22 protein-coding genes and 1 tRNA gene are annotated in these 24883 nt (G+C 46.0%); 6 read left to right on the top strand and 17 right to left on the bottom strand.

Annotated elements, in window-relative coordinates:
- From BLQ82_RS06480 to BLQ82_RS06440, 9 genes are all read right to left on the bottom strand, one after another.
- Positions 1–798 carry an SDR family NAD(P)-dependent oxidoreductase gene (locus tag BLQ82_RS06480; protein WP_062523578.1) on the bottom strand — a complete coding sequence of 266 codons (798 nt, stop codon included), beginning with the start codon at positions 796–798 and terminating at the stop codon, positions 1–3.
- Position 799: 1 nt separating this feature from the next.
- On the bottom strand, positions 800–1714 hold the full coding sequence (locus BLQ82_RS06475; RefSeq protein WP_062523577.1) for an aldo/keto reductase: 915 nt from the start codon (positions 1712–1714) through the stop codon (positions 800–802).
- 23 nt (positions 1715–1737) lie between these two features.
- Positions 1738–3507, bottom strand: coding sequence for an N-acetylneuraminate synthase family protein (locus tag BLQ82_RS06470; RefSeq protein ID WP_062523576.1), 1770 nt, complete (start codon positions 3505–3507; stop codon positions 1738–1740).
- 17 nt (positions 3508–3524) lie between these two features.
- A complete protein-coding gene (gene pseC, locus BLQ82_RS06465; RefSeq protein ID WP_062523575.1) occupies positions 3525–4724 on the bottom strand; it encodes a UDP-4-amino-4,6-dideoxy-N-acetyl-beta-L-altrosamine transaminase in 1200 nt (399 codons plus the stop codon).
- Positions 4721–5686: an NAD-dependent epimerase/dehydratase family protein gene (locus tag BLQ82_RS06460; protein ID WP_062523574.1), complete on the bottom strand. Its 966-nt coding sequence runs from the start codon at positions 5684–5686 to the stop codon at positions 4721–4723. Before BLQ82_RS06460 ends, pseC begins: the two co-directional genes overlap by 4 nt.
- Before the next feature lie 11 nt (positions 5687–5697).
- Positions 5698–6702, bottom strand: a complete 1005-nt coding sequence (locus tag BLQ82_RS06455; protein ID WP_062523573.1) for an SDR family NAD(P)-dependent oxidoreductase — start codon at positions 6700–6702, stop codon at positions 5698–5700.
- Between the two features lie 23 nt (positions 6703–6725).
- The gene (locus BLQ82_RS06450; protein ID WP_062523572.1) at positions 6726–8147 is read right to left on the bottom strand and encodes a glycosyltransferase family protein; all 1422 of its coding nucleotides are present in this window, start codon (positions 8145–8147) and stop codon (positions 6726–6728) included.
- Positions 8148–8163: 16 nt separating this feature from the next.
- Positions 8164–8946 carry a glycosyltransferase family 2 protein gene (locus BLQ82_RS06445; RefSeq protein ID WP_062523571.1) on the bottom strand — a complete coding sequence of 261 codons (783 nt, stop codon included), beginning with the start codon at positions 8944–8946 and terminating at the stop codon, positions 8164–8166.
- Positions 8947–9172: 226 nt separating this feature from the next.
- The gene (locus BLQ82_RS06440; RefSeq protein ID WP_062523570.1) at positions 9173–10153 is read right to left on the bottom strand and encodes a CgeB family protein; all 981 of its coding nucleotides are present in this window, start codon (positions 10151–10153) and stop codon (positions 9173–9175) included.
- A 109-nt stretch (positions 10154–10262) separates the two neighbouring features.
- Here BLQ82_RS06440 and BLQ82_RS06435 point away from each other — a divergent pair, with 109 nt between their 5' ends.
- From BLQ82_RS06435 to BLQ82_RS06425, 3 genes are all read left to right on the top strand, one after another.
- Positions 10263–10700: a hypothetical protein gene (locus tag BLQ82_RS06435; RefSeq protein WP_062523569.1), complete on the top strand. Its 438-nt coding sequence runs from the start codon at positions 10263–10265 to the stop codon at positions 10698–10700.
- A 289-nt stretch (positions 10701–10989) separates the two neighbouring features.
- A tRNA-Leu gene (locus tag BLQ82_RS06430) sits at positions 10990–11073 on the top strand.
- A 186-nt stretch (positions 11074–11259) separates the two neighbouring features.
- A complete protein-coding gene (locus tag BLQ82_RS06425; RefSeq protein ID WP_062523568.1) occupies positions 11260–12651 on the top strand; it encodes an MATE family efflux transporter in 1392 nt (463 codons plus the stop codon).
- Between the two features lie 30 nt (positions 12652–12681).
- Here BLQ82_RS06425 and BLQ82_RS06420 read toward each other — a convergent pair whose 3' ends face one another.
- A complete protein-coding gene (locus tag BLQ82_RS06420) occupies positions 12682–13887 on the bottom strand; it encodes an MFS transporter (RefSeq protein ID WP_062523567.1) in 1206 nt (401 codons plus the stop codon).
- A gap of 282 nt (positions 13888–14169) precedes the next feature.
- Here BLQ82_RS06420 and BLQ82_RS06415 point away from each other — a divergent pair, with 282 nt between their 5' ends.
- Positions 14170–14709 (top strand): PadR family transcriptional regulator, encoded by a 540-nt coding sequence (locus BLQ82_RS06415; protein WP_062523566.1) that lies wholly within the window; start codon positions 14170–14172, stop codon positions 14707–14709.
- A gap of 65 nt (positions 14710–14774) precedes the next feature.
- Here BLQ82_RS06415 and BLQ82_RS06410 read toward each other — a convergent pair whose 3' ends face one another.
- Positions 14775–16061 (bottom strand): Gfo/Idh/MocA family protein, encoded by a 1287-nt coding sequence (locus tag BLQ82_RS06410; RefSeq protein WP_062523565.1) that lies wholly within the window; start codon positions 16059–16061, stop codon positions 14775–14777.
- A 173-nt stretch (positions 16062–16234) separates the two neighbouring features.
- Here BLQ82_RS06410 and BLQ82_RS06405 point away from each other — a divergent pair, with 173 nt between their 5' ends.
- Together BLQ82_RS06405 and BLQ82_RS06400 are read left to right on the top strand one after the other, a co-directional pair.
- On the top strand, positions 16235–17002 hold the full coding sequence (locus BLQ82_RS06405) for a helix-turn-helix transcriptional regulator (protein ID WP_062523676.1): 768 nt from the start codon (positions 16235–16237) through the stop codon (positions 17000–17002).
- A gap of 60 nt (positions 17003–17062) precedes the next feature.
- Complete coding sequence (locus tag BLQ82_RS06400; protein WP_062523564.1) at positions 17063–17488, top strand: MaoC family dehydratase; 426 nt, start codon at positions 17063–17065, stop codon at positions 17486–17488.
- An 88-nt stretch (positions 17489–17576) separates the two neighbouring features.
- Here BLQ82_RS06400 and BLQ82_RS06395 read toward each other — a convergent pair whose 3' ends face one another.
- The 6 genes from BLQ82_RS06395 to BLQ82_RS06370 form a co-directional block, all read right to left on the bottom strand.
- On the bottom strand, positions 17577–18911 hold the full coding sequence (locus tag BLQ82_RS06395; RefSeq protein WP_062523563.1) for a 6-phospho-beta-glucosidase: 1335 nt from the start codon (positions 18909–18911) through the stop codon (positions 17577–17579).
- A 6-nt stretch (positions 18912–18917) separates the two neighbouring features.
- Positions 18918–19913, bottom strand: a complete 996-nt coding sequence (locus tag BLQ82_RS06390) for an N-acetylglucosamine kinase (protein ID WP_062523562.1) — start codon at positions 19911–19913, stop codon at positions 18918–18920.
- Between the two features lie 125 nt (positions 19914–20038).
- Entirely contained in the window at positions 20039–21028 is a 990-nt protein-coding gene (locus BLQ82_RS06385; RefSeq protein WP_062523561.1) for a LacI family DNA-binding transcriptional regulator, read from the bottom strand.
- A gap of 86 nt (positions 21029–21114) precedes the next feature.
- Positions 21115–22500 carry an ABC transporter substrate-binding protein gene (locus BLQ82_RS06380; protein WP_062523560.1) on the bottom strand — a complete coding sequence of 462 codons (1386 nt, stop codon included), beginning with the start codon at positions 22498–22500 and terminating at the stop codon, positions 21115–21117.
- A gap of 55 nt (positions 22501–22555) precedes the next feature.
- Positions 22556–23434 carry a carbohydrate ABC transporter permease gene (locus tag BLQ82_RS06375; protein ID WP_062523559.1) on the bottom strand — a complete coding sequence of 293 codons (879 nt, stop codon included), beginning with the start codon at positions 23432–23434 and terminating at the stop codon, positions 22556–22558.
- A complete protein-coding gene (locus BLQ82_RS06370) occupies positions 23431–24288 on the bottom strand; it encodes a carbohydrate ABC transporter permease (protein WP_062523675.1) in 858 nt (285 codons plus the stop codon). Before BLQ82_RS06370 ends, BLQ82_RS06375 begins: the two co-directional genes overlap by 4 nt.
- Positions 24289–24883: the final 595 nt, after the last annotated feature.

Genomic DNA, 24883 nt, shown 5'->3' with positions numbered 1-24883 from the left:
TTACCATGCTGTCCAGCCGCCATCGACAGAAATATTCTCACCTGTGATATAAGCAGAAGCCGCGGATGCAAGAAAAACCATAATTCCTTTCAGGTCTTCAGGTTTACCGATCCTGCCTAAAGGGTTTTTCTCTTCAAGGTGTTTAATAAAATTTGTATTCGCTTGAACTGATTGATTTGGAAAGGGGCCAGGTGATACAGTATTTGCCCGAATCCCATGTTTACCGTAGTGGCAAGCGATATAACGGGTAAATTGATTAATTGCTGCTTTGCCTGCTCCGTAATTAGCGGGGTTATCCATTCCGCTGTCGCCATAGACCTCAGGGTTTGGAGAGACTACACCATACATAGAAGACATATTAATGATCGAACCCTTTTTTTGATCCATCATGTAGGGCAATACAGCTTTTGTACATCTAAAAGTTCCATTAATCGTTCCATCCATGCCCTTTAACCAATCCTCTTCACTCATGGTGACTAATTTTCCCGGTGAGCTAAATGCAGCATTATTCACTAAAATATCAATACTCCCGGCAGCTTCAAATATTTCTTGAAAACACTTTTGGATGGATGCTTCTTTTCGGATATCGATATATTTACCGAAGCATTTAGCTGCAGTGTTTTTTGCAATCTTTTCCGCTAAACCGATACATTTCATTTCATTCGGACTTACAATGTAAACATTAGCACCAGCCTCAGCAAGACCTTCTGAGATCGCTTCTCCTAAATAACCCGCACCGCCTGTCACTACTGCTGTTGTACCTTCTAAATTAAAAATTCTATTCATAGTAGATTCCATTTTATTTCCACATCCTAGGATCAATAATCTTGATGGGAATATCTAAAAATAATTGATTGATCTCTTTAATCATCTCTTTTTTTAAAGGGGGTAATTCCATCATCTTGAGATTATCCTTTAATTGATCTATCGTCTCACACCCAATGATGATTTTTGATACCCCCGGAAGATCTCTTACAAACAGAAAGGAAAGCTCCTTTATGGATATCCCTGTTTCTTCGCTATATTTTGCTAATCGTTCCAATGGTTTTTTGGCTTGTTTCAGCTGATCGGGAAGATGCTCCGGAGCCATTAATAATAATCCTTGAAGATAGATACTCCGTACAAATATTTCTATTCCTTTTTCTGAGAGTTGTTCAAGCATTCCATTTCGTATCAATCTTTGGTCAAATAAATTAATGGGCACCTGAATACTGTCAAAACAGCCTAAGTTTAAATACATCTCAATATCTTGTGGATTATATACGGAAACACCAATTTTATGGATAATCCGTCTTTGCTTCAGATCACGAAGAATGTTAATTATCTCGCCATTTTGGTAGTTCATATCCATAGGATCATGCAAAAGACATCGATCTAAAGCAGAAAGCTTTAAATTGTCCAGCGAAGAAAAAATGGAAGAATACACAAAGTTGTTTCGTTCTTCTTCAGTTTTGAAACCTGATGTTTGTACAGAGGGGAGCTTCGTCACAATAACCGGCTTGTTATCCACATTTAAATGTTTCAAGCATTCCCCAATCATTTTCTCGCTTTCACCATATCCCGGCGCTGTATCCAAATAACCAATACCTGCGGTAACGGCATATTTAATTAATTCGCAGCTTTTCTGCCTGGACGGCATACCTGCCACATTAGCAATCCCATATTTTGTGCCTAATTGAGCCGTGCCCAGCATAAGTTTAGAACCGTTTCTCATCCGGCAACCTCACACTTTCATGTTCAAATAAACTTTGTCGCTTTATTCAACTCGTTAATTAGTGACGTATCCTCCAACCATTTCACTTTGATTCCACTATTAATATCCATCAGCTTCGGGTTATTCAATAAAAAGGACTTTAATTCTTCAAAGTAAAGCGGCCGTTTTCCAACATCTAAATCTTTAAATATTTTCTCAAATAACTCCAAATCCTTAGCTTCATCCAGGGTTAATCTCCAATCCGGAAAAATCCATTGATCAGGAATATCGATAGAGTTTACATTGAACAGTGTTGGATTATTCATAAAATAAAAAGACAGATATTCTGTATAAGTGAGATCCTCTGAATGTTGTAATAATTGCAATAATCTTCTAAGCGCTTCAACTGTAATCACATCACCAACAGTCCCCATTGTAGATTCCTTTGCATGGGTAAAATCGGCCCCACTATTTATATGTTGATCTATTAAATAAGTGAGCATTTCGGGTGATATAAAAGGATCGTCACCTGTGACACGAACAACAATATCTGCATTGGTTGCTTCAGCAGATTGGAGTATTCTTTTGGGAACATTTGTTGGATCTCCAGTTACAATTCGCACCTTATGATCCAAAGTGAAATTCGTAAGGGGCTGATCCTCTGGAAGATCAGAGGTTGCCAGGACTACTTGATCACAATTAGGGACTGCCAAACAATTCATTAGACATCTTTCAATCGAAGGGATACCGTTTAGAGGAAGCAGAGCCTTTCGCCGAAGTCTTGTTGATTTCAATCTGCAAATGACCACAATGCAAACCCTGGGTTTATTAACCATGTCCGGGGTGATTGGGGTATCGGCGGGAATGACTGATTTTGAGATCAGCGGAAATTGTTCTGAAGCGTTTTGTGCCATAAATGCATGGGGTACGGAAGACCGTTTATATCTTATTTTTTTATCTGTAATAATCTCACCTGGACTAATATCTTTTCTGGAAACTATTTTTAAAGATGAATCCTCAAGATACTTTCTTTCTGATTCTTTTATGTCCAAGCTACCGAGTACAACCTCTGCTCTGCGCAGCTTTTCGACCATTACTTTAAATTCGTCCGGTTCCAGTGCTGAATAATAATCAATCCCTTTACTCGAACGGTCAATGGTAATATGCTTCTCAATGATTCCTGCCCCCAATAAGTGGGCATAGACAGGCAGGTCTATTGCCATTTCATTGCCGGCATCTTCGTGATCAGCAAATCCAACCTCCAATTGATATCTTTGTTTATAGTAAGCGAGACGACTTAGATTTGAATCTTCTGTTCGCGTAGGGTATCCTTGAAAACCATGCATTAAAATGATTGGACCCTTAAAGTTATTTTTAATGTAGGATAGCTGTTTATCAATTTCTTCTTCATACCAGCCTCCCACACCAATTAATAATGGTTTTTCAAACTTCTTTAAAGCTTGAATTAACGTATCGGACTGTATTACTGTTGTTGCTAATTTCAAACCATCCACTAAACTTTCAAGCTCAGCTAATAGCTCAATTCCCCATTCATCGTATATGTCTACCCAAACTTCTAATCCCAAACCTTTCGCGAGTGTTAAGGAATCGGCCCATATTTTGTTGTCGATGGACAAATCAATATAAGTTTGATAGTGAATAAAGTCCGGTGTAGCTATACTGTCGTATTTAAACCATTGAAATTTCACACCATCTGCGCCACTATCTGCGGCAGCAATGATCAATTCTGCCAGCCTGGCAGGGTCACCTAAGTGGGCATTAGCTATCTCAGCAATGACTTTCACCTTTGCCACCTTGATCACTCCCTTCTTTATTTATTGGAATAGTGGGTTATCACCTTCTTCACAGCCTCAACAACGTCCAGCGCATCGCGATGATCCATTCCCGCAAATAATGGGAGAGAAATAAATTCTTCGTAACAGCTTTCAGCGACCGGACAAATTCCCTTATGAAAGCCTAAGCTTTTGTAATAGGGGTGAAGATAAACGGGGATATAATGGACATTTACACCGATATTTTCTTTTTGCAGTGCTTGAAATATCTCTTTCCTGCCGGCAGTCAGTTTTGAGAGTTGAAGTCTTAGAATATAGAGATGCCAGCTCGAATCAACATCGGAAAGCTGATGCGGGAGAATGATTTCTTCTATTGAGCTCAGTTCCTTGGTATAGAATCCTGCAAGTTGCTTGCGCTTCTCTATAAAACGCTCGATTTTTTTCAACTGTGATATGCCTAGTGATGCCTGAATATCCGTTATCCTGTAGTTGAACCCGAGAAATTGCATTTCATAATACCAGGGTCCATGGTTTTCCCTTAATAGTTGTTGCTCCCTTGTAATTCCATGTGTCCGAAATTGCAGTAATTTCTTATACAATTCTTCTTTATTCGTTGTAATCATTCCACCCTCTCCAGTTGTTATATGCTTCACTGGATGGAAGCTAAACATCGTCATATCACTAATTGAACCAATACTTTTATTCTTATATTTTGCACCCAGCGCATGTGCAGCATCTTCGATCACAACTAAGTTGTTTTCCCGGGCGATGGTTGTGATTTCATCAAGCTGGGCGGGCTGGCCTGTAAAATGAACCGGAATGATTGCTTTTGTTTTTTCTGTAATGTTTTCCTTTACCAATTTGGGGTCAAGGTTATAGGTTAGCGGATCGATATCAACGAATACCGGTTTTCCTCCTTGGTATAACACACAGTTAGCTGAAGCGGCAAAGGTCATTGGTGTTGTAATGACCTCATCACCCTCGCCAATCCCGGCAGCATGGCAGGCACCATGTAACGCTGCTGTTCCGCTTGAAAATGTCACAGCATACTTCGCTCCAGTGAACTTTGCCATCTCAGATTCAAATTGCTCAATGGCAGGACCACTTGTTATGAAATCACTCTGCAGCACCTCAATAACCGATTGGATATCCATCTCATCGATGACTTGTTTTCCATAAGGCAGATAGTGAGCACGTACGGGAGATCCGCCATGGATTGCTAATTTACTTTTGCTCATGATTTGAAGGGCTCCTTTCTATGAAAGGTTGATTGTATCCATTGTTCCGTCTGTTGTATCCCCTCTTCAATCGTTACCTTTGGTGTCCAGGACAGCGTTTTTTCAGCTTTTTGAAAATTGCATAACAGCTTTTGGATCTCACTCTGAGGATGAATATGGGGAATATGATGAATAGGCACTTGCTCTTTTGAAATAAGCTCTGCTAACTGATTGATTGAAATATCTTTCCCTGTACCTGCATTAACAATTTCTCCATTTAACTGATCGCTGTAACCAGCTTCAACCACAAAATCAGCACAATCTGCCACATATAATAAATCTCGTGATTGTGTACCCTCTCCATAGATATTCAGTGGTACGCCTTTTAACTTATTGTGAATAAAGATGGCCACAACTCCGCCTTCACCGCCGGTTCTCTGAAAGGGGCCATACGTATTAAAGGGTCTTACGACAACCGCGGGTAAACCGTATGCGAAGAAATAGGATAATACCATATTTTCAGCAGCAATTTTTGCTCCGGCATATGGAGAAGCTGGTTTGATCGGCGATTGCTCGTCAATTCCATGTTCATCACTTGCTTTGGCGTAAACCATACATGTACTCATAAAAACAATTTTTACTTGCTGCTGTCTGCACTCTTCCAGTAGATAAAAGGTAGCAACAGTGTCGTTGTTAAAAGTAGTTTCAGGATCATCGATGCTGTCTTGTACATTGATGCTTGCTGCAAGATGGTAACAAAGCTCAAATGTGGTCTCCCGAAAAAGCTCATGTAAGGATTCCCGGTCTTTAAGATCCATAATTTTAACCATTTGCAGGTTTTTATTGTCAAGAAACTCGTTCACATTCTCAATTGAGGAATTTGCTAAGTTATCTATTACCCATACCTTGTGTCCATCCCTTAACAAACGTCCAACGACCCATCTGCCAATAAAACCGGTGCCACCGGTGACTAATATGTTCATATTAACCTCCACTAGATTAGATTTTGTTCAACCGTTAACTTCCGCACTTGTTCCTTAGTCAGCGGGACCGCTCCTTCCGAGCTATAGGTACCGGGTTTCGGTTTGCTTGCCTCCTTGTAAGTTTTTTTAGGGGCAAACGGAGAAGGAACAATATATAAATGGGGTAATTCATAAGCACTTAATGATTCGTCGTACGTCATCAGTTCTTCATATCTTTTTTCACCAGGCTTTAAGCCAATTTCAACGATACCAGCCGTGGACGGGCCAATCCCGTATTTCTTCGGCGTTTCTTCCACAACAATCTCTGCTAAGTCCTGTAGTTTAATCACAGGCATTTTCAAAATAAACGTTTCTCCGCCCTTAGATATTTGCAGGGATTGGATTGTAAGTTTGGTGGCCTGCTCTAACGTCATCATAAATCTTGTAATCGATAAATCTGTTACCGTTATAGCCTTGCCTTCTCTGACTTGCTTAACAAATAACGGGATGACCGAACCTCTGGAGCCCATTACATTACCGAACCGCACAGTAGAGAATACGGTTTTTCCTGAGCCTTTCGAATATTCTGCAGAGGAAATAAGTTTCTCAGCGGATAGTTTTGTTGCTCCATAGTTGTTGGTCGGAGAAATGGCTTTATCTGTACTTGTAAACACTACTTTTTTTACGTTTTGTTGTTTCGCTGCTTTAATCACGTTATACGTGCCGATAATATTCGTAAGTACAGCTTCAAAAGGGTTATATTCACAAAATGAAACATGCTTCATTGCTGCTGTATGAAACACGTAATCAATATCCTCCATCGCACATAACACACGATCATAATCACGAATATCTCCTATCAAGAATCTTAACTTTGAACTTCCATTCACTTCATTTTGCAGCTCGAATTGTTTATACTCATCTCTACTAAAAATTCTGATAGCTTCAGGATCCTCTTGTAGAATATGTTTCACAATATTTTTCCCGATTGTGCCTGTACCACCAATAACCAGGATTTTTTTATTCTTAAAAAACATACCAGCCCTCCTCCCTTCTTCATTTATTCAGGTCTTTCATTGATCAATTGGTTAATCAAATCTGAAAGCTCTTTGCCCGAATGTTTTGTTGTATAGGATTTTAGTAAAAAGTTATTTTTTACATCTTCAAAATTTAATTTCTCTTTTTCATTTGTAAAATATGAAGAGACCGTTTTTATTAATTCTGTCGGTTCGTTCTGAATATAATTCTCAAGGGAATTATAATAATCGTATTCACGGTTTGCCTGAATGAAATGGAAGACAAAAACGGGTTTATTAAATAAAAAAGATTCCAATGCAACGGTAGACAGTGAAGCGACGACACCATCTGAATTCATTATCAGATCACGTGTATCTGCTTTTTTATCTTTGCTAACATGGACAGATTTATACTCTCTTTCCAAGTCCGTATAGAGTGAAATCAGCTTTTTTGACAGCTCCCAAGGATGAGGTTTTATGATGCATTGAAATTTCTGATTCTTAGCCAACTCCGTGATTAGCGTTCGTATCTTATCTGCATCTAATCCCGGTCCGGTAGCAACCAATAACGTAATTTTATTGGGGTCAAGATTGTACGCTTCAAAAAACGTATCATTTGGCAGCCGTGCAGAAGTGAAGATTTCATCATATCGGGGGTGACCGATCACTGCGATTCGTTTTTTCTCAAGACCCCTTGTTATATACCATCTTTTCTCGTATTCTCCATATATCCCTATGTGGCTTGAAAAAACAGGAATAAACGCTTCTTCCCCCATTAAAATCCCATGCTGCAAACAAATGCTGGGAATTCCTTTCATCCCTCCAACGACCGCAAGAGACCGGCTGACAACATCTTCTGTCGTGCCTATCACTACAGCACCTACCGGAACTTGCTCGTACAGGTTATGAACAGTTTCTATTGCATCGACAATACCGGGAATTCGCTTAATGAAGGTTTGGCTAAAAAAGGGATTACTAAAAGCAGGATGTCCTTTGTATTCCGCTAAAATTGAAGTTGCCTGTGTGATTAACGCTTCGGACGCCTGTCCGGTATCACTCTTAAAGCTTCCAATACATACATTTGGAATCCCAAAATATTCAGAGGCTCTGGAACGCGACAACATTAGCGTATGATCTCTACTAAAATGATCACTTAGTGTTTTCACTGGAATTCTTGTATAGTCTAGATTAATCAATATCTTTCCATCTAAATTATTCTTAAAGGGCTGCCTTAAGGGTGCTGCTATTTTCTCGAAAAAAGGTTGAATCTCGTTTTGGTTCTTAATACTTGAATCGTTCAGTTTCATCTCAAAATCTGTTCGCCCCATATCACTTCTTAGTTCATCATTAATTTGTTGATAGAAATTCGTCATGAGGGCAATGGGGATGTCCCTATATTTTAAATCCTTCAGAACATTGATGAATTCACTATAAAGAGACCAGTAATTTGAAAGATAGATAGACACTCCGTTTTATCCCTCCTTATTTTATGGTTTTTTGCTGTTTCATTGATCTTAGTTCTTCTCTAAGCTCCTTACATGTTCTTTGAGGCGGCAACATTTGTACAAATTCACTCTTTTCTTGTTGCTGCAGCTGATAATGAATGGATAATTCTGTTATATAGTTATCATCCAAAATATCTTCCATCGGATAGAAATCCCAAAATTGATTTAGCCGCCAAAAAAACCTGGCATCGCCAATTCTATAAAATTCCGGGTTCTCGTCCCAATAGGAGCCAAATTTTTCTTTTATGACAGGGAGGATGGAGCTTCTATGCATGACTGAGCAATGATCTATCTGGCAGGGGGCTACCGGGACAATTCTTTTTGCAGGTCTTAATTGTTGTTTCGTTATCTCATTCCTCTCATTGAAGTAATTGACTAATGAGGCAGAGTAGACAATCATGACACTCTGATCGCTCTCTAAATAATCCACCATTTTTTTCAGTCTATTTTTCCTATAACAGTTATCATCAGTTGCATATGAAATATACTCACCCGACACTTTGTGCAAAGCTTCATTTATTAGAGCGGCGTATCTTACCTTCTCCACTCTTTGGTTTATTGTCTGAATATCGCTTTGATAAAATTTGATTCTTTTATCTTTTAAAAAAGGTTCGATTGCTTTAATTGTTTCTGAATTCGAGTTATCATCCATCAGGAAGAGTTCAAAGTCTGTAAAAGTCTGATCTACGATAGATTGAATGGACTTTGTGATATATCCAGGCTTGTTGTAGCTAGTCATTATTATGGATACCTTTGCCAAAAATAAGACCTCCCTTGCTGTTTACTTTCTATACTATGTTTTGATAATTGAAACGTAATAGGATATAAGGCTAAATTTTCCAAACTATTAATAATAGGGTAAAGAGGTATGATTACAAATCAAATAAGAGGGCGGTAAACCCTCGCAAGGAAAGCGGAAGAAAGTGAATACAGTTTTGGGGGTGGTTTTTTTTTCGGATAGAAATCTTGATGAGGCGTAGGGGGGCTCATAATTCTGATTGAATCTTCATTAACAAATGATCGATCCGATGTTGAAAGGTGTGTGAAGTCAACACGCGTTTTCTTGCATTTTGGGCAATTTGTTTGCGTTCTTCGTCATGGGCAATATAATAATGAATCTTCTCAAGTAAATCATGCTTATCTTCAAAAGAAACAATTTCCTTCCCTTCCTCAAAATGATTTGCAAGATCGTCCTTAGCATCAATAAGTTGAAATGCTTCACAACTGGCAGCATCAAAGGTACGGTTGTTGATACTTTTAGCGATAATACCCATGCTGTTTTTATTGTATTTCTCATTGGAAGGGCGGTGGATATTTAAAATAATTTTGGAACCATTATAATATTTCACAACTGTTTCGGGCTTTACCCAGGCATTCACTAAATCTAAATCCCGATTTGCATTTTTTATCCATTCATAATTATGCTTGCTCCACCCTCTCCCAACGATTTGAATTGGATAGTCTGTTCTCTTTAACAAGAGTTCAATAAGCTCAATCCGATTACTATAGGGTACTCCTACTAAACAAATATCACTTGTAAACTCTTTAGAGGCTAATGTGGAATGAAACACTTCCGGATCTGTTCCTAGCGGAAGGTGGTAGACATATGGATGGCCAAGTCTTTTGTATTGTTCTACTGCAGCTTGATCGATGGTAAAGATATAGTCGAAATAAGTGATAAGCGGAAGGGTCCAATCCATATAATAAGGATCTTCAGTCATCCAAATAGCTGACTTTACTTTTGATTCTTTTAAGAATTCCAGTATGGGTTTGGAGATTTTCAAACCGGCCATGGCAAAAATAAGATCTGGCTGCAAAGACTGTTTCATAAGCATTAAAGCATTTAAACCATTATTTAATGTGAAAGATTCACAATAGTGACCCGCATTCTGGAATGCTTCTACTACACTTTGTTCAAAAAAGTGGTAAACTGCTCTAAAACCTGAGGTAATAAAAATAACTCTCATTTTTTTCCTCCATTGTAAATTTGAGAATTTTTTTCATTAATAGGGCATTGCCACAAACATAAAAAAGAAATAACCGTATGATGATTTATAAATAAGTGGAGGTGAAAAGATGGCACAAACCTTAGTTGAATTCGGTAGGAGCGTCCAGACAAACCTGGACAATGGAGTTATTGTTCCCATTAATGCAACAGCAAAGTTAATATTAGAATTTGGTATTAATGTTCCAAGAGCAACCAACTTTGTAGAACTCACTACTACAGTAGGTTGGCAGGTGACGAACGTTTTTGCTACACCCCCAGAGCAACCAAAACTCTTCCTTCAAGTCCTTATGGATGGGATCGTTGTTGGTAGTGCTGAGCAAGAGTCCTTTTCAAACGAGGAAGAAGAACTGCTTGAAGTGGTCACAACGTTTCAGTCAATTCTTACGAATGTATCAATAGGATTTCATGTATTTCAAGTGTTTGCCTCAAACCCGGAGGATTTCCAGGGGGATATCACCCTAACGGGTCCAGTCAATATTACTGGGAAAGTCTACGCGCCTGCATAAACTTATTATGCTTCCTGGACGGAGACTAAAAAATTTCTGAGCAATGACTTCGTTACAAATCGTACATTTAGGAATCAAAGAAAAACTCCTTAGTAGAAGTTTTGTTTGTTTTAGGGAACAAACAAGGTCAACACCTTCTACTATAGGAGTTTTTTAATTATACTATGCATCAGAATGGCAGCATATGCTAAAGCAGTTGAACATGAAACATATAAACTTATTCTAAAAAACCTCTTGCGCTTACATCATAATCATGATATATTACTTCTTGCGTTGCATTTCATAATTTGCGGTCATGGCGGAATTGGCAGACGCGCTGGCTTCAGGTGCCAGTGGTAGCAATATCGTGGAGGTTCGAGTCCTCTTGACCGCATAATAACAAAAAAGCTTCTGTACTGCTCATCCGGGCAGCACAGAAGCTTTTTTTATCGATCAATAAGACAGCACCGTTGAAGCTGAGCGGGAGGAGGCCTGCTGATTGCGGAAGATTCGCCTTGACTTATGCAGCTCATATGTTAGAATAGCGAGGCCCTAAATTCTAATATAAAGAAGTGAAACTATGCTAGAGCCAAAGGTGAATGTGAGGCAGGGCCGCCTGCTTCTCGACAAGTATTTTTCCGGAGAATCGATTGACTACCGTCAAATTATATCGTTATTTCTTCCTATATTAGTAGACCAGGCCTTTGTGGTAGGGCTGAACGTTGTGAACACAGCAATGATCAGCTCTTCCGGAGTGGCAGCGATCAGTGCGGTGAATATGATAGATTCGCTGAATATTTTTCTGATCAGTGTGTTCATTGCCGTGTCAACAGGAGGTACTGTTGTAGTAGCGCAATATAAAGGCAGCGGAAACGAGCTTATGGTTTCCAAAGCCGCTGCAGGAGCAGTATCCTCCGTATCGCTGATGGCCTTTGCCATCGGCTTGTTTGGCATTGTGTTCCATGCCCCCCTGCTGCATTTGCTGTTCGGCGCGGCTTCGCCGGAGGTCATGGCGAACGCCCGCACGTATCTCATCGGGAGCAGCCTGTCCTATCTGGGAATCGCTGTGATGGAGGCGGTATGCGGCGCGCTGCGCGGCATCGGGAGGACCCGGGTCTCGCTTGTACTCTCGCTGATTATGAACTTTTCGTATGTGCTGTTGAACTTTGTGTTCATCAACGGGCTGCATATGGGGGTGTTCGGGATGACCATTGCGATCAACACCTCCCGGTATCTGGCAGCAGCCTGCTCGCTGATCTACCTGTTCCGGCTCGACAGCAGCCTGCGTGTGAAGATCCGGGACCTGCTGGCCCTCAACTGGACCATGATCAAAAGAATCATGTTCATCGGCCTGCCGTTTGCGGCGGAGCAAATGTTCTTCAACGGCGGCAAGATTCTGACGCAAATTTTTATTGTCAGCCTCGGCACCTATGCGATTGCCACGAATGCAATCTCTTCCTCACTCGCCGGGGTAATGCAGATTCCGGCCAATGCGTTGTCGCTGACCCTGATTACGGTCGTCGGCCAATGTATGGGCAGCCGGAATACGAAGGATGCGCGCAAATTCGTCAAATCCTTTCTGTGGCTGTCTTCCGCCTCCTTTCTACTTATGGCGCTGCTGATCTTCCCGGTATTTCATCCGCTGGTATCGCTGTTTCATCCGCCGGAGGAGATTGTCCGGGATATCTTCATTGTTTTTCTCATTAACTCTATTGCCCAGATCCCGCTGTGGTCGGTCAGCTTCATTACCCCTTCCGCACTTCGGGCGGCAGGCGATTCCAAGTTCACCTCGATTGTATCCATGCTGTCCATGTGGCTGTTCCGCGTTGTGCTGGGCTACATTCTCGGCATCGTGCTGAATATGGGCATTATCGGGGTATGGCTGGCAATGAACTGTGAGTGGGGCGTGCGCGGCTTCATCTTCCTCCGGCGTTTTCTCGGGGAGAAGTGGGTTCAGCACAAGGTCATTTAAGCCGTGGGTTCGATGTTTCTTATAACTCCGTTACCGGTCCTGAGCATTGCTGTTTAATCGGGTCACTTCCCTTTTGCGGAGACTTGGAAGCAGGATTAACATATACAAAAGTGCTACACAACCAACAGAGAGATACGAAAGTTTCAGCCCGATGGCATCGGTCAGCGCACTGCTGGTCACTGGTCCTACAATCATTCCGAACGAGTAGGCTGTGTTATAGAGGGCAAAGGTGATTCCATAGGAAGGAAGTCCGCTTTGTTCCGAAATGTCCGCAAGTGCAGGAAGACAAGGCGCAAGAACCATACCCATACTGATTCCCAGCAGCACTAGAGAAGCGCCCTGCATCCACATGGAGCCCGGCAGAGCGGAGAGCGGCAGGCTTATGGCAACTACTGCAAGTCCAATTAGCACAGCTTTCTTATACCCGATCTTGCTGGCTAACTTACCGATCCAAGGGGTGGCGAGGGCGTAGGATAATGTAGGAATAGCGAATAACATTCCGATAAAACCCGGCTCCGCGTTGAATTTCTCCTGTAAATGCAGTGGCAGGGTAGGCTCCAATACACTCGGTATAGCCGAACCGATAACCACAACACCACAGATTAGGAGCAGACTACGGTTGCGCAGCAAACCGAATGATGAGAGGAACGTTCCCGATGTTCTTTCGGGTAAATCACGTAACAGAAAAACTCTAAGCACTCCATCAGCTATAGCCAGAACTGCTGCAAAGAGGAAAGGAAGTTTGTAACCCCCTAACTGATACATCCAGCCCCCTAAGCTGGGCCCAAGAAGGATTCCGGCAGCCTGACCTGACAAGGCCAGCCCCATGGCTTTGCCGCGCTCTTCGGAAGGGTAAAGATCGGCAAGTATGGCTAATCCGGATGTCCAGGTAATCGCTGCGGCAAGTCCCTGCAGGGCTCTTGCTGCTATAAGCATCCAATATTCCTCGGCAAATGCAAACAATAGTGTAGCTGCAGCCAATCCAAGCAATCCCCACAGCATAGGCCCGCGTCGTCCAATCCGGTCTGATAAAGCTCCAAATATAGGTGTCGCGATGAACAACGCGATTGCGTAGCTCCCAAAGAGCAAGCCGATTTCGGTCTGGGAAGCCCCCAGAGCACTTGCATATTTCGGAAGAATGGGCACCACCAGTCCATAAATCAGCATATCCAAAAAAATCGCTATCCCGACTACTAACAGAGCTGCTTTTTGTTTGGTTTGGGTGATCGTGTTCATAATAAGACCTTCTTTCGCTTTGTTGGTTGAAAATGTGATTAAAATACTCCCATCTGTCCAGCCTTTACTAAATATATAGTAGTTTATATTTAATACTTAACATTTAGTATTGGATTTACGATTGTATTATAGCAACTAACCCATATGGTGTAAAGTGGGGCGAATGGGCGAATTCGTAATAAATTTTCTTTACAGATGAAAAGTTCAAATATAGAATTGAATGTAATAATTAGTACTATAGTTTTAATACTATGAATTTACTATTTGAGCGGAGCGAAGATCATGACAGATGTAATGGTACTTGGACTATTGTTGAAATATGGGTCAATGTCCGGCTATGAGATCCAACAAAAGATGATATCTGCGCAAACAGATAAATGGGCATACGTGCAGCCTGCATCTATTTACCATGCCCTAAGAAAACTGGACAAAGATGAATTAGTCCGTCTGGAAAAGCTTGAGCAAACGGGCAATCGCTCAAAAGCCATTTATTCCATCACCCCCAAGGGAAAGCATGAATTTAACAGCATGCTGATTAGCTCGTTTAAGAAAGCTTCCGTTGTTTTCCCGTCCGCTTTGTATACAGTTCTAACGTTTATGGATGAAGCGCCGAAAGAAGAAATCATTGGAGCGCTTGAGGTACAGCAGCAGGCGATCCAGACTATATATGATGAAATGAAAGCGGGACAAAAAGAAAAGGAGAAATATTCCGAGGTTTCAAAGAATGTGCTGTTGATTTTCGAGAATATGTATGAGCAATGTGAATTGCAATTGCAGTTTTTACAGAAGCTTAAGCAGGATCTACTGAGTGATTTGCTGTAGCGGCAAGTATACTTCATAAAAAAAGGCGTGCTCTCCGCTCTTGGCAGGAAGGCACGTCTTTTTGATTACATTTTCCAGATGTCGTCCACCTTCACCGGCTGGCCGGTACGCATGGAGCGGTTGGCCGCAATCCCGGTCATGATTGACATGGCCCCATCCTTGTGCGAGGCTGCACGGCCAAAGCGGTCCTCCTGTTTCCTGTCAAAAATGTCGCGCAGCAGCACCGGATCACCGCCCCCATGGCCGCCTGCACTGCTTTCGAATTGGACGCGGTAAGGCTCTTTGAAGTGCGGGTAGATGGTGATGTTGACCCCCTCCAACGCGCCTTCATTTTCTTTTTTGCCGCCGGAATTGACGTAGGATTGTTCGGTGACGCGAACCTCCATACGGCCTTCTGTACCGTTGAAGACGATTATGAAGCCTTCCCAAGGCATATAAGCGTTCAGCGAATAGTTCATAACGGTCTTATTCTTGTATTTGACCATTACATTCATGGTATCCTCGATGCTGATATTGTCGCCGAACACACTTTGGTCGCGCTGATACCCGTCTTCATGCTCCGCGTCCAGATACATGCTTTTCAGGTGCTCGTTGCGGTCCAGATGGAGCGCGAAGGGGTCATTCTCGGCAGCCTTGCTGCCATAGGCACGCTGATAGAATTCGGTGATGCCTCTTTTCTCTGCATTTTCCTTGCCGTAGAACCGCAGATCGCCCATGGCAAAGACCGTATCCGGCTGCGAAGCCAGCCAGAAGTTCATCAGGTCGAAGTGATGCGTCGATTTATGCACCAGCAGGCCGCTGCTGTTCCGTTTGTCCCGGTGCCATCTGCGGAAATAATCCGCTCCATGCCGGGTGTTCAGCAGCCACTCGAAATTGACGGACAGGATTTCGCCCAGCATGCCGTCCATAATAATCTCGCGGATTTTTGTGTTATGCGGTGCGTAACGGTAGTTGAAGGTTACCCGGAGGTTCTTGCCGGTATGCTCAATGGTATCGAAAATCTGCTGGCATTTCTCCTCATCAATGGTCATCGGCTTCTCGGAAATGACATCACAGCCCAGCTCCATGGCCCGGATAATATACTTGTGATGCGTACGGTCAATGGTCGTTACCAGTACGAAGTCAGGCCGGGTCTCTTCAATCATCAGGTCGAAATTCTCAGCCTTGTAGGTAGGCACCTCATGGTAGCCGTATTTGTCCGTCAGCATACGGTTAGCGAAATTCATCCGCGTCTGATTGACATCACAGATGGCGACCAGTTCGGAGGTTTCGTTGTAAACGGTAACAAGTGCGCCGTAAAAAAACTCGGCCCGGCCGCCGGTGCCGACGATTACATATTTCTTTTTGGACAAGGGGATCACTCCATTTACTTGGATTTGATTCTATTTTATAGTATAGGAAATGCAAAAAGTGAACGTTATTTAGTTCGATTCAGAAAAATGTATGCATATTTTATCCTCAAGGGAGGTGCGGTGTGGAGCCTTTTTTTCAGGTGGAGCAGCTCAGACGGTCCGGTAATTTCAATATGGATACCGATCATTTCCATGATTCCTATGAAATCTATTATTTGCTGTCCGGGGAGCGGCATTATTATATCCATAACCGGATTTATGCCCTGGAGGCAGGCGATCTGGTCTTCATCAACAAAAATCAGCTGCACCGTACAACCAGCCGCAACCGCTCGCGGCATGAGCGGATTCTGGTCAATTTTGACGACCTGTTCCTGGAGCCTGCTGCAGGCCTTGTGCCGGACCTCGCAGAAATGTTTCGGGGAGAGAGTTTTTTGCTCCGGCCCAACGCCCATGAGCAGGGGGAGATTGCGGATCTGTTCCAGGCGATGCTGCAGGAGCAGCGGGAGGAAGCGTTATGGAGCAGGCCGTATCTGCAGACTCTGCTGCTTCAACTGCTGATCCGGCTGGACCGCATCCGTAAAGCAAAGCCGGCGGTGGTGATTCCGGAGCAAAGTGAGGCACAGCACCGGGTCTACGGCATTATTGAATATCTGGAAGCCCATTATGGCGACAAGCTGACGCTTGGAGGCATTGCCGAGCATTTTTTCATCAGCACTACGTATTTATGCCGGACGTTCAAGCAGACGACAGGGTTTACAGTGATCGAGTATCTGAATTATGTCCGCATCCGCGAGACGAAAGCCCTGCTCCGGACAACGGATTGGAGAGTGACCCGGATCGCCCGGGAGACGGGATTCGAGAGCATCGCTCATTTCGGGCGGGTATTCAAGGAAATCACCGGACGTTCGCCGCTGCAATACCGGAAGCAGAACCGGGAGTAGTCCCGGGATAATCCAAAAGCCGGTTACCCAACATATCAAATCAGCTGAGAGGTGCGTTTAATGAAGTTTCATGAATTTTATGCCGGACAAGTTTTTACAACCAAGTCTATAACGATAACTAAAGAGAGTATTACGGGTTTTGCAGCGGAGTTTGACCCGCAGTATATGCATTTGGATGAGGAGAAGGCAAAGCAAGGGAGATTCAATGGAATTATCGCTTCAGGAATACAAACGATGGCTGTCTCCTTTAAACTTTGGGTCGAAACCGGGAGATATGGCGAGGATATTGTTGCCGGAACGGCTATGAATCATCTGAAATTTATAAAACCCGTGTATCCAGAGGATGAATTGCATACCGTCGTTGAAGTGACCGGGCTAAAAGAGAAAAAGAATGGGACAGGCAGCGTTACTGTATGGCTGTCAACATTCAACCAGAAGGATGAGAAGGTATTTGAAGGTGAATTGACCGTTCTGGTTAAGCAGTAAAATACCATTCGTTAATAAAGCCAAAAAGAGACGGTCCTATCCGCAGGATGTTCTGCGGATTTAGGCAGTCTCTTTTTGCTGAACACATTTATTGTCCCGGTATCCCGGCAGTTTTCTTGGCAAAAAAGTTCGGCAAATATTCCTTGTTGGCTTCCAGCATTTCGTCCAGCATAGCGATGGCCACTTCCACGGAAGGCACAAGCGGATGATGCGCCAGCGCTTGGATTGCCAGGCTGCGGTCCCCGGTCACGGCGGCGTCAATCGCGAGCTGCTCATAGGTTTTGACGGCATGGATCAGTCCTTTGGCCATAGGCGGGATCTTGGTCAGCGGCAGCGGCAGCGGTCCGGTCTTGGTCACCACACAGTTGACTTCAATGCTGGCATCCCCCGGCAGAAAATCAAGAATTCCGCGGTTCGCGACATTCAGCGTCTGGATATCGTTCGTGCCATTGTGGAGGGAACGCATCAGATTGACTGCAGCCTCGGAGTAAAAAGCCCCCCCGCGCTGCTCCAGCTGCTTCGGCTTCTCATTCAGCTCCGGGTTGCCGTAGATTTCGAACAGTTCTTCCTCTACACGTTTGACGACCTCGGCGCGGTTGCCGCCTTGCTTGAAGGATTCCGTCTGCTCTGCGAGCATGGCATCGGTCATATAGAAGTATTTCAGGTAGTAGGAGGGCAGAGCGCGCAAGGATTGCAGGAACTCGGGATTCCACTCCCGGGCCGGAACATTCTTTGCGCTGTAGCCTGCAGTATCTGCCAGCATCTCATCCAGCTTATCTTCACCCTCTACATCAATGCGGGTAATCCAATGCAGATGGTTCAGGCCGACGAATTCGGCATAGATCCGGTCAGGCGCAGCATTGTATTTGGCGGATACCTGCTTGATCAGTCCGATCGGGGCATTGCACAGCCCTATACTTTTGACGTTCGAATACCGCAGCACGGCCTCGGTAACCATGCCTGCCGGATTCGTGAAATTGAGCAGCCAGGCATTCGGGGCCAGCTCCTCGATATCCCGGCAGATATCCAGGATGACAGGGATCGTGCGCAGCGCCTTCAGCATGCCGCCCGGGCCGGTCGTTTCCTGACCGATCACACCGTATTTCAGCGGGATTGATTCGTCACGGCCACGGGCATCCAGCATGCCGACACGAATCTGGGTGCTGACAAAATCGGCGCCTTCAATCGCCTTGCAGCGGTCCGTTGTCAGGTGGACCTCGATCGGAAGTCCGGATTTTTCGACCATGCGCTTCGCGAGGCTGCCGACAATATTCAGCTTGCGCAGGCCCGGTTCAATGTCTACAAGCCATAGCTCGCGGACGGGAAGCTCCTTGTGATGAAGAATGAAGCCTTCTACAAGTTCGGGGGTATAGGAAGAGCCGCCGCCGATGACGGCGATTTTGAGACCTTGGTTAGCTGCCAAGATAAATCACTCCTGTCTGGTTGTAATGGGAATTGCTTCAAAATCCTGAAACACACGCATTTTCTCATGAATCCCGTTAGTTACGATAAGGCCGTCCTCCTCCAGTGCCGACCATACGGCACCAACGACAGGCTCCGTAGTTAAGGTGACTACCGAAGCGTTCGGAGCTGCATGGTGAACCGCCTGCTCAATCGGGCCGCGGATCCAGCCCCGGTCGCCCCGGGTGAGCAGGCTTCCAGCCAGGACCACATCGAACACATCGTTTTCCATGCCCAGCCGATGGATGACGGCAGCAGCGGCTTTGCCCAGCTCCACGCCCTGGCGGTGCAGAATAGCCAGCGCGGCGGCGTCGCCTTCAGCCGCTGCCGGGAACAGCAGGCGGGCGGCATCCAGCGGTACAGACTTCCCGTGATCGAGGAAGTCATTGAACATATCCTCCACCTGTGCATAACCGAGCAGCTTCAAGAGCGGCTCCGTCAGCAGAGTGGGCGCCTCGCGCCCGTCCCAGGCCCGGAGCACGGTGCGGAATACCTCGATGTTCAGCGCTCCGCCGCCGCCGAAATCGCCGTACATGTAATCAAAACCGCCGCATTGATAATGCCGGCCCTCGCGGCTGCGCCCGGCGGCGTTCGTGCCGGTGCCGCAGATCAGGGCAACCCCGAAGGGGCGGCTCGTGCCCGCCCGCAGACCGATTATCGGGTCGCCGCTGATCGTATAATTCACAAATCCGATGCTGCGGATCATCGGATGGAGGATATCGTAATCGGTCTTGCGGTCAGCACCGGCAAGTCCCAGGTAAGCGTGTGTTATATCGCTGAGCTGAAGTCCGGCTTCCGCAAGCGCCGCGAAGGCCGCCGCGCTGATGCTGGCTGCGGCCCGGCGGGCTCCCGTCTGGTGGTTGCCGTTGCCGCTCCTGCCTTTGCCGAGCACATTGCCGTGCTCATCGCAGAGCAGGGCGTAGGTTTTGCTTCCTCCGCCATCGATGCCCATATAGTAAGCCAATGGTCGTCACTCCTAAAGTTTTGTAGTCCACGTTTCCTTAATATACTTCGCAAAACCCGCTTCCAAAGCACACGCTAAGTTTTGTTAGCATTCACATCCTGAATTACTTCTTGTGGAGCAAAGGTCTACCTGGACGAGGTAGATTCCCGCACAATCAGCTCAGGGTCGATCTTTACGTTGGCACCGCGCTTCATTGTCCCGCCTATGCGCTTCAGCAGCATATCGGCAGCGGCCATCCCTATCTTATCCGCGGGCTGGCGCAGGGTCGTCAGATGCGGGCGAAGCTGCGAGGCGATGTAGTGATCGTCATAGCCGACGATGGATACCTCTTCCGGGATGCGGACTCCGGCCTCCATCAGTGCGTTGATTACTCCAAGGGCGATATTGTCATCGCCGGTAAAAACAGCCGTAGGCAGATTGCCTTCGGACAGCCAGCGTTTGGCCGTATCGTAGCCTTGGGCAATTTCGAAATCGCCATGAACAACTTCGAAGGGCGCCAGCCCCCGTTCCTCAAGCGCCTTCAGGAATCCCGCGCGCCGTTCCCGGGTACTGCGGAACATCTCCTGACCGCAGAGATGGGCGATAGAGGTATGCCCCAGCTCCAGCAGGTGGCAGGCTGCGGCATACCCGCCTTTTACATTGTCAATGGTGATCGAATAGCTGTCATTCTCCGGCTGCTGGTTATCGATCAGCACATAGGGGATGCCCCGCCGTTTCAGCTCTACAATATAATTGTCCTCCTGCATCGGCGAGAGCAGAATTAGACCATCCACCCGGTCCTCCTGGATCAGGTAGTGGTTCTCGTCGGAATCGATGCCGGTAGAAATGGAAATGGCCAGAAAATATCCATGCAGCGCCAGCACTTCATTCAGCTCTTTGACCACCGCATCGAAAAAGGAGTCCTGCAGCGTAGTAACGATCAGGCCAATGATGCCGGTCTTGCCGCTGGCCAGGCTGCGGGCCGCCGCATTGGGGCGGTAATCCAGCTCTTTGATGGCCTCCAGCACCTTCTGGCGGTTTTTCTCGCGGACCGAACCTGCGCCGTTGATGACCCGGGATACCGTGACCACGGATAACCCGGATTTTTTGGCTACATCAAAAATACTTACTTTCATCTCAAACGCTCCTTACAGCGGATTTTCCGAATCTAACCTTACCTTCAGTATACAGGGCTTGCCGGATATCCGCTAAACGCAGGGACTTATCTTTTAATAATCTCGGTCACTTTCTTCTGGATCACCGGCATAACCTCTTCCAGTGTCTTGTGCCCGGTTTCGACCGGCTGCAGCTCGTTGATGAACATGTCGTTGATCTGCGAGTAGTTGGTGATCAGATGGTTGTAGGATTCGAAGCCGTATTTAACCGCGCCCTCGTAGACCTTTTTCACATCCTGCGGATCAATGCCTTCAAAATGCTTATAATACGCTTCCGCGGCTTCGGTATTGACCGGCGGATTGCCGCCGCTCAGCTCGATGGACTTCTCCTGGACCTCGGTGGTTACCAGATATTTAATCCATTCAAAAGCTTCCTTCGGATGCTTGGAGTCCTTCAGAATCATCAGCGGATCGACGAACAGCGTGCTGCGCACCTTGTCATTGCCTCCCCAGGGAACAGCGGCTACACCAATTTTGAATGGAAAATCATTCGCTCCCGCCAGGTTCCATGAGCCGCCGATGGACATGCCGATTTTACCTGCGACGAAGGGATCGCCATTCTGGCCGGCTACGCTTTTGCTCCACTCGGAGGTTGGTGAGACTTTATCCTTGAATATCAGATCAAACAGCTTTTGATAAGCTGCAATCACCTCGGGAGAGTCGAAATGAGTTTCGGAAGGCACGCCCCCGTTCGACCAGGTGTCTTCAGAATAAGGCTCAGCTCCAAAATAAAGCGGCCGCATATCGCGTTCGGCCCAGGTGAAGTCCACACCGTACTGGGTTTTGGCAATATCATCAGAGACCAGGGTCATTTTCTTAGCTTCTTCGACCATCTTGTCAAAGGTCCAGCTTTTGTCCTCGTAATCGCTTGGCGGGTAGGAGAGCTTCGCCGCATCGAACATGTCTTTGTTGTAGAGCATCAAGGTGACATACATGTTGACCGGAATGCCGTAGGTACGGTCCTTGACGGTATAGATTTTCATGAGGTTGTCAGGAATGTGGTAATCCTCCGCCTTGAATCCGTCTTCCTTAATCAGATCGGTCAAATCAAGCAGCATGTCCTTGTTGTAATATTCGGCAAAACCGCCATATCCGTAATGGCTCGTGACATCCGGCGATTTGCCTCCGGCGATCAGTGTCTGCAGCTTGCTGTCAAACTGCTCGTAGGGCGCTTTTTCTACCTTGACTTGGATGTTCGGATGTTCCTTCTCGAAGTCGGGAATCAGTTTCTCAACAAATGTGCGGTCCTCCGAATCAATGGTATAGTAGGTAATCGTCACTGGTTCGCCTGAGCCGCCTTCACCGGCAGCCCCATTGTTCCCTGTGGCCACGTTGCCTGCCGATTTGCCTCCGCTGCAGCCGGATAAGGCCGCCATTGCAGTTAGACCGGCTGCAAGCAGCAGGGCGGTTGTTTTTCGGTTACGGTTGTTCATCAGCTAATCCCTCCATGATTTCAAGTCGTATTGGACCGCCGGATTAGGGCGGTAATTACTTGATGCCGGTTAGTACAATGCCCTCGACGAATTGCTTCTGGGCAAGCGCGAACAAGGTAACGATAGGCAGCATCGCCAGCACGGAAGCAACCATCAAGAGATGCCAGGGCGGAATGCGGAAGCGCGACGAGGTTAGGGAAGCCATGCCGACCGGCAGAGTGAACTTCTCCGACGAGCTTAAGTAGAGAACGGGAGTAAGCAGGTCATTCCAGCTGTAGATAAAAGCAAAAATCGCAACCGTTGCCAGTGCCGGAGCCGACAGCGGCAGGGCAATTGTCCACCACATCCGCAGCTCGCCGCAGCCGTCGATCCGCCCGGCATCGAACAATTCCTCGGGCAGGGTAGTGAAGAACTGCCGCAGCAGGAAAATGTTGTACGCCGAGCCGAAGAACGCGGGCACGATCAGCGGCAGGAAAGTATCAATCCAGTTCATGTGGGAGAAGAGCACGAACTGCGGAATCATAATCGCCGGATACGGCAGCATCATGGTGCTGAGCACCAGGACGAACAGGAACTGATTGCCTCTGCCTCTGAACCGGGCGAACCCGTAAGCGACCAGCCCCGAGGAGATCAGGGTGCCGATGACCGTCAGCACGGCAATGATCAGGCTGTTCTTGTAGAGCGTACCGAACTGCAGCGTATCAAAAATATCCCGGTAGTTGCTCCACGCCCAGCTCTCAGGCAGAAAGGTCGGCGGGAACTTCAGCATCTCCTTCTTCGACTTCAGCGAAGTGGAGACCATGAAGAATAGCGGCAGCAGCATTAGAAAAGTGGTGATCAGCAGTGTGATGAAGCTGGCTGCCTTCACGGGATCGATTCTCCGGCGGTGCGCGGAAGCGGCAGGGCGGTGGTTGGCTGTTCGGACAATGCTCATCGGCGTCCGCCTCCTTCATAGTGCACATAACGGTTCGACAGCTTCATAATAATGGCCGTGAATATCATGACGACGATCAGCAGCACCCACGCCAGGGCAGAAGAGTAGCCGGCCCGGTATTCCTTGAAGGCACTGGTGTAAAGATTGTAGACATAGAACCAGGTAGAGTAGTTCGGGCCCCCTTGGGTCATGACGAAGGCCTGGGTGAAAACCTGGAATGAATCAATCAGGCCCATAATGAGCTGGAACAGCAGCACGGGCGAGATCATCGGCAGGGTGATGTTCAGAAAAATCCTGAACCGCCCGGCTCCGTCAAGGTTGGCGGCTTCGATCAGGCTGGCTGGCACACCCTGCAGCCCGGCCAGGAAGAGGATCATGCCTGAACCGGCGGTCCAAAAGGACATGATGATCAAGGCATATAGTGCTGTATCCGGGTTCATCAGCCAGGAAGGGCCATGGATGCCGAACCAGGAGAGCATGTAGTTGAAGAGGCCGATCTGCGGGTTGAAGATCCAGTACCAGAGGAGCGACATCGCCACCCCGGATACCATGCTCGGAAAATACATCGCCGTGCGGAAAAATCCGCGCAGCGGAATCGTCTGATGCAGCAGAAGGGCGAAGCCAAGGCCCAGCAGCAGCTGTATCGGCACACTGACGAGGGTGTACCTCAGGGTAACCGTCACCGATTTCCAGAACAGCTCGTTGTGAAACATCTCCATGTAATTGGCGAGTCCGATGAACTTCGGCGGGTGGATGATGTCATAATCGGTGAAGCTGTAATACAGCGACGAAAGGATAGGGTACAAGGCGAACACCAGAAAACCGACTAGCCACGGAGAGATGAACATATACATATAGAACGTCTGCCGCCTGCTCTCACTCTTAATCACTTACACACCAGCCCCTCATGTTATAAAGTATAAGCGCTTTAACTTTTATGATAAATAAACATTGTAATATGGAGTAAACAAGGGGATATAATTAATAATCAGATTTAAAAGTTTAATCGTTTAAACTTTGTAATCAACCTGATGAGAATATCATAGAGGATGGCCTGAAAATAATCAACCCCCAATTTAAATTATAAAGCGCTATCAGTAAAGAAATGTGACGTATTATAAAATTTATAGGTTAATTTTGGGTTTTTAAGGTGGAAATTTAATCATGCGTGTTAGTTAATATTACATTTAATGGGCTGTGTGCTGTGTTTAATATGCTGTTGTAGGATGAAACAGGGAGTTGGGGAGTTACATGTATCTGCTTAGGCTGAAGCAGGGGGAGACAACGGGGAAATACCGTTGTTGGGTGCGCCGATGTTGGAGCAGGAAATGAGAGGTAAAAATACCTCTGATTCCGCTGCAAACGGGCCAGTGGGGCAAATGAGAGGTAAAAGTACCTCTGATTCCGCTGCAAACGGGCCACTGGGGGAAATGAGAGGTAAAAGTACCT

The sequence above is a fragment of the Paenibacillus jilunlii genome (assembly GCF_900102965.1).
Classification (GTDB): domain Bacteria; phylum Bacillota; class Bacilli; order Paenibacillales; family Paenibacillaceae; genus Paenibacillus_AQ; species Paenibacillus_AQ jilunlii.
Note: the sequence above shows the minus strand (reverse complement) of the source record. Positions and strands in the feature narration are given on the sequence as shown.

Bases quoted from the DNA above. Each gene is read 5' to 3' on its own strand.
- BLQ82_RS06425 (WP_062523568.1), top strand. From the start codon at position 11,260: ATGCTAGAGCCAAAGGTGAATGTGAGGCAGGGCCGCCTGCTTCTCGAC.
- BLQ82_RS06415 (WP_062523566.1), top strand. From the start codon at position 14,170: ATGACAGATGTAATGGTACTTGGACTATTGTTGAAATATGGGTCAATG.
- BLQ82_RS06420 (WP_062523567.1), bottom strand. From the start codon at position 13,887: ATGAACACGATCACCCAAACCAAACAAAAAGCAGCTCTGTTAGTAGTC.
- BLQ82_RS06375 (WP_062523559.1), bottom strand. From the start codon at position 23,434: ATGAGCATTGTCCGAACAGCCAACCACCGCCCTGCCGCTTCCGCGCAC.
- BLQ82_RS06480 (WP_062523578.1), bottom strand. From the start codon at position 798: ATGGAATCTACTATGAATAGAATTTTTAATTTAGAAGGTACAACAGCA.
- BLQ82_RS06440 (WP_062523570.1), bottom strand. From the start codon at position 10,153: ATGAGAGTTATTTTTATTACCTCAGGTTTTAGAGCAGTTTACCACTTT.
- BLQ82_RS06435 (WP_062523569.1), top strand. From the start codon at position 10,263: ATGGCACAAACCTTAGTTGAATTCGGTAGGAGCGTCCAGACAAACCTG.
- BLQ82_RS06475 (WP_062523577.1), bottom strand. From the start codon at position 1,714: ATGAGAAACGGTTCTAAACTTATGCTGGGCACGGCTCAATTAGGCACA.
- BLQ82_RS06455 (WP_062523573.1), bottom strand. From the start codon at position 6,702: ATGTTTTTTAAGAATAAAAAAATCCTGGTTATTGGTGGTACAGGCACA.
- BLQ82_RS06385 (WP_062523561.1), bottom strand. From the start codon at position 21,028: ATGAAAGTAAGTATTTTTGATGTAGCCAAAAAATCCGGGTTATCCGTG.
- BLQ82_RS06380 (WP_062523560.1), bottom strand. From the start codon at position 22,500: ATGAACAACCGTAACCGAAAAACAACCGCCCTGCTGCTTGCAGCCGGT.
- BLQ82_RS06460 (WP_062523574.1), bottom strand. From the start codon at position 5,686: ATGAACATATTAGTCACCGGTGGCACCGGTTTTATTGGCAGATGGGTC.
- BLQ82_RS06405 (WP_062523676.1), top strand. From the start codon at position 16,235: ATGGATACCGATCATTTCCATGATTCCTATGAAATCTATTATTTGCTG.
- BLQ82_RS06370 (WP_062523675.1), bottom strand. From the start codon at position 24,288: ATGTATATGTTCATCTCTCCGTGGCTAGTCGGTTTTCTGGTGTTCGCC.
- pseC (WP_062523575.1), bottom strand. From the start codon at position 4,724: ATGAGCAAAAGTAAATTAGCAATCCATGGCGGATCTCCCGTACGTGCT.
- BLQ82_RS06400 (WP_062523564.1), top strand. From the start codon at position 17,063: ATGAAGTTTCATGAATTTTATGCCGGACAAGTTTTTACAACCAAGTCT.